The 4,647-nt window shown below is 68.6% G+C and carries 4 protein-coding genes; 1 reads left to right on the top strand and 3 read right to left on the bottom strand.

Annotated elements, in window-relative coordinates:
- Positions 1-620, bottom strand: a 620-nt coding sequence (locus tag GTW40_RS00615) for an AMP-binding protein (protein WP_161178164.1), incomplete at its 3' end; no start/stop codon positions are given.
- A 291-nt stretch (positions 621-911) separates the two neighbouring features.
- Positions 912-2,786 carry a translation elongation factor 4 gene (gene lepA, locus GTW40_RS00610; protein ID WP_161178163.1) on the bottom strand — a complete coding sequence of 625 codons (1,875 nt, stop codon included), beginning with the start codon at positions 2,784-2,786 and terminating at the stop codon, positions 912-914.
- A 226-nt stretch (positions 2,787-3,012) separates the two neighbouring features.
- Here lepA and rpsT point away from each other — a divergent pair, with 226 nt between their 5' ends.
- Complete coding sequence (rpsT, locus tag GTW40_RS00605; RefSeq protein ID WP_161178162.1) at positions 3,013-3,279, top strand: 30S ribosomal protein S20; 267 nt, start codon at positions 3,013-3,015, stop codon at positions 3,277-3,279.
- Positions 3,280-3,476: 197 nt separating this feature from the next.
- Here rpsT and GTW40_RS00600 read toward each other — a convergent pair whose 3' ends face one another.
- The gene (locus tag GTW40_RS00600; RefSeq protein WP_237525257.1) at positions 3,477-4,460 is read right to left on the bottom strand and encodes a CorA family divalent cation transporter; all 984 of its coding nucleotides are present in this window, start codon (positions 4,458-4,460) and stop codon (positions 3,477-3,479) included.
- Between the last annotated feature and the right edge of the window lie 187 nt (positions 4,461-4,647).

Here is a 4,647-nt window from a genome sequence, read left to right as displayed (position 1 = left end):
CCGGTGGTGCCGGAGGTGTAGATCAGGGTGGCGAGCTGGTCGGCGGTGATCGCGCCGACGCGCTCCTTGATCAGCTCGGGGTGCGTCTCCAGATAGGCCGCGCCGCGCTTCTCCAGCTCGGCCAGGGTGATCACCCAGTCGTCGGTCTCGACACCCTCGGGGTCGATGACGACGACCTTGGTGAGCGCGGGCAGCTCGGCGCGGCGCTCCACCGCCTTGGCGACCTGCGCGGCATCCTCCGCGATCAGCACCCTGCTCTCGGAGTCGGAGAGGATGAACGCCGACTCGTCGGAGTTGGTCTGCGGATAGACGGTCGTGGTGGCGCCGCCCGCGCAGAGGATGCCGAGGTCGGCGAGGATCCACTCGACCCGGGTCGAGGAGGCGAGCGCCACACGCTGCTCGGACTCGATGCCCAGTTCGATGAGGCCGGCCGCGATGGCGTACACGCGCCCGGCGGCCTGGCTCCAGGTCAGCGACTTCCACTCGTCCGGACCGGTGCCTGTCGCGGACGGGACGGGGTAGCGGTATGCCTCGGCGTCCGGTGTCGCCGCCACGCGCTCCAGGAAGAGGGCCGCCACGGAGGGCGGTCGGTTCTCGATCAGGGTCTGTGTGTCGCTCACGACATCCTCCGGGGCCCGCGACGGTGCGGCTGACTCGGTGCGGCTGGGTTGACTCACGTGGGTGTTCGAACGGGTACGGCCTGTTGTTTAACTCGCGAGTAACTATGGGGCAGGGATCAGGGTAAGGCGCGACCGCCCGTCGCGTAAGGGGACGCGGCCTGCGACTTCCCCACACGACCCCACGGAACGTCCACGCAGAGCGACCCCCCGTACACGCAGGGGCCCGCCGCACTTGCGTGCGACGAGCCCCTTGTGCCCGGAATTGCGCGTACGGCCCGGTACCGCGCGCGGTTACTTCTTGGCCTTGCCCGATCCCGCGCTGTCATCGCTGGAGAGGACCGCGATGAAGGCTTCCTGCGGAACCTCCACGGAACCCACCATCTTCATCCGCTTCTTGCCTTCCTTCTGCTTCTCCAGCAGCTTCCGCTTACGGGAGATGTCACCGCCGTAGCACTTGGCGAGGACGTCCTTGCGGATGGCGCGGATGGTCTCGCGGGCGATGACCCGCGAACCGATGGCGGCCTGGATCGGCACCTCGAAGGCCTGCCGGGGGATCAGCTCGCGCAGCTTGGCGACGAGCCGTACACCGTACGCGTACGCGGCGTCCTTGTGGGTGATCGCCGAGAAGGCGTCCACCTTGTCGCCGTGCAGCAGGATGTCGACCTTGACCAGGCTGGAGGTCTGCTCGCCCGTGGGCTCGTAGTCCAGCGAGGCGTAGCCGCGGGTCTTGGACTTCAGCTGGTCGAAGAAGTCGAAGACGATCTCCGCGAGCGGCAGCGTGTAGCGGATCTCGACCCGGTCCTCGGAGAGGTAGTCCATGCCGAGCAGGGTGCCGCGCCGGGTCTGGCACAGCTCCATGATCGAGCCGATGAACTCGGTGGGCGCGAGGATCGTGGCCCGCACGACCGGCTCGTAGACCTCGTTGATCTTCCCCTCGGGGAACTCGCTCGGGTTGGTGACGACATGCTCGCTGCCGTCCTCCATGACCACGCGGTAGACCACGTTGGGGGCGGTGGCGATCAGGTCGAGGCCGAACTCGCGCTCCAGGCGCTCCCGGATCACGTCCAGGTGCAGCAGGCCGAGGAAGCCGACGCGGAAGCCGAAGCCGAGGGCGGCGGAGGTCTCCGGCTCGTACACCAGGGCGGCGTCGTTGAGCTGGAGCTTGTCCAGGGCCTCGCGCAGCTCCGGGTAGTCCGAGCCGTCCAGCGGGTACAGGCCCGAGAACACCATCGGCTTCGGGTCCTTGTAGCCGCCGAGGGCCTCGGTCGCGCCCTTGACCTGGCTGGTGACGGTGTCACCGACCTTGGACTGGCGGACGTCCTTCACACCGGTGATCAGATAGCCCACCTCGCCGACGCCCAGGCCGTCGGCCGGGAGCATCTCGGGCGAGTTGGTGCCGATCTCCAGCAGCTCGTGGGTCGCGCCGGTCGACATCATCTTGATGCGCTCGCGCTTGTTGAGCTGGCCGTCGATGACACGGACGTACGTCACGACACCCCGGTAGGAGTCGTAGACCGAGTCGAAGATCATCGCGCGGGCGGGGGCGTCCTTGACGCCGACCGGGGCCGGGATCCGCTCGACGACCCGGTCGAGGAGCGCCTCGACGCCCATGCCGGTCTTCGCGGAGACCTTGAGCACGTCGTCGGGGTCGCACCCGATGAGGTTCGCCAGCTCCTCGGCGAACTTCTCCGGCTGCGCGGCCGGCAGGTCGATCTTGTTCAGCACGGGGATGATCGTGAGGTCGTTCTCCATCGCCAGGTAGAGGTTGGCGAGGGTCTGCGCCTCGATGCCCTGGGCGGCGTCGACGAGGAGGACGGTTCCCTCGCAGGCGGCCAGCGACCGCGAGACCTCATAGGTGAAGTCGACGTGCCCCGGGGTGTCGATCATGTTGAGGATGTGGGTACTGCCCTGGTCGGGGCCCACGGTGGGGGCCCACGGCAGACGCACCGCCTGGGACTTGATCGTGATGCCGCGCTCGCGCTCGATGTCCATCCGGTCGAGGTACTGAGCGCGCATCTGCCGCTGCTCGACCACACCGGTCAGCTGGAGCATCCGGTCGGCGAGCGTGGACTTGCCGTGGTCGATGTGCGCGATGATGCAGAAGTTGCGGATCAGCGCCGGGTCGGTACGGCTCGGCTCGGGCACGTGGTTAGGGGTCGCGGGCACGCAGGGTCCTGTCTCTTGAGGCGCCTTATGCCTCGGGTCGGATCGATACGTAGTCTCCATGGTCCCACGGGGAGCGACCGGGGGGCGTTTTGGGCCGCCGAGGCGGCCACTGGTAGTGTTGATGGCTGTGCCTCATGCCCTCTCAGCGCGAGGCACGTACTGAAATCCTTGGATCACCGGTCCGGGGCCCGAGCGGTCCCGTGCCTGAACCTGAAAAGGCTCCTTCGTGGCGAACATCAAGTCCCAGATCAAGCGGATCAAGACCAACGAGAAGGCGCGCCTGCGCAACAAGGCCGTCAAGTCCTCCCTGAAGACCGCGATCCGCAAGGCCCGCGAGGCCGCTGCCGCGGGTGACGTCGAGAAGGCCACCGAGTACCAGCGCGCTGCCGCGCGTCAGCTCGACAAGGCCGTCTCGAAGGGCGTCATCCACAAGAACCAGGCCGCCAACAAGAAGTCGGCGCTGGCCGCCAAGGTCACCGACCTCAAGGGCTGAGTTCTCACCTGATCTGAACGCCGGCGGGACCCAGGGCGGGCCCTCTCTCATCCGCCCCCTACCGGCTCCCGAACTCGCACGCGGCCTGCGTTCGCCACGCGGGTGCGAGTTCAGACTCTTCAACCGAAGGCCCCGTCCGACCCCTTCCCCAAGGGTGCCGGGCGGGGTCTTCGGCATACCCGGGCACGGCCGGCCGGTCAGTCTCCCTCGCGCAGCCTGCGCCAGATCCTGGTGCGGTGCAGCACATAGAGGGAGAGGAGCAGGACGAGCAGCTGCAGTCCGATGGCGAACAGCCAGAACTCGTCCCGGCTCTCCAGCTTGTCCGTCAGGAACGTGAAGTTCATGCCGAAGAACCCGGTCAGGAACGACAACGGCAGAAAGACCACCGACACGATGGCCAGCCGGTTGATCACCCCGTTCTGCTCCCCGGCCACCAGCGAGGAGTAACTGCCGAACGCCCGGCGCGTGGCCTCCTGCAACGACTCGAGGTCCGCGAGCACCAGTCGCCCGCTGGTCTGGAACTCCCGGGCGAGCCGCTGCCGCTGCTCGGGGAAGGTGGGGCTCATCATCCGGCGGGTGAGCATCTCGTCGGTCAGCTCGAGGAACGGCCGCAGGAAGTGATGCAGGAGGGCCGAACGGCGCCGCAGCCGCGCCAGCTCGCGCACCTGCTCGGGAAGCCGCTCCTCGAACATGTCGTCCTCGAGCTCCTCGGTCTCCAGCAGTGCCTGCACGGCCGCCCGGCGAAACGAACCCAGTGCCTCCCCGAGCATCAGGAAGAGCACCGCCACGGCGTCGGACGGCCGCTCGTGCGTCAGCGCCCGGGTCATGGGCATCGCCAGCCCGGCCTGCCCCCGGTGCACGGTGGCCAGGAAGCGCTCGGTCACCAGCACATGGACGAGGGCGATCCGCTCACCCTGGACGACCGGCACGACCAGTCCCGCCCTGTCCCCCAGATACTCCGCCCGCGGAGGCTCGTCCACCCTGCCGAACCAGTCCAGCCCTTCGGCTTCCAGCCCCAGCTCCTCGGCCACCGACCCGGTCACCGACCCGGCCTCCGGCCCCTCCCCCGGCAACTCGATGTCGACGAGCAGGAACCGCTCCGTCGCCAGCCGCTCCCTCGCCTCCGCGACATCCGCACGCGTGACCGTCGCCTCCGGCATCGACACCACCGTTACGATCATCGCCCCTCGCCGTCCGTGCCGGATGCTGCGAACTCCAGCGTCTGTTCTCCTCGACGGTCCCGCACCTGTAGGCACTCGTGTGCGTGGTGGGGTGGGCCGAAGGGGTTACGGGGTCTGGGGTGGGGCCGGGGGCCGGGGCAGTGGCCGGGGGTCTGGGTGGCGGGAGCGGTGCGGTGTGGCGGGGGCG

It is taken from the genome of Streptomyces sp. SID4985, from assembly GCF_009863025.1.
GTDB lineage: Bacteria > Actinomycetota > Actinomycetes > Streptomycetales > Streptomycetaceae > Streptomyces.
Note: the sequence above shows the minus strand (reverse complement) of the source record. Positions and strands in the feature narration are given on the sequence as shown.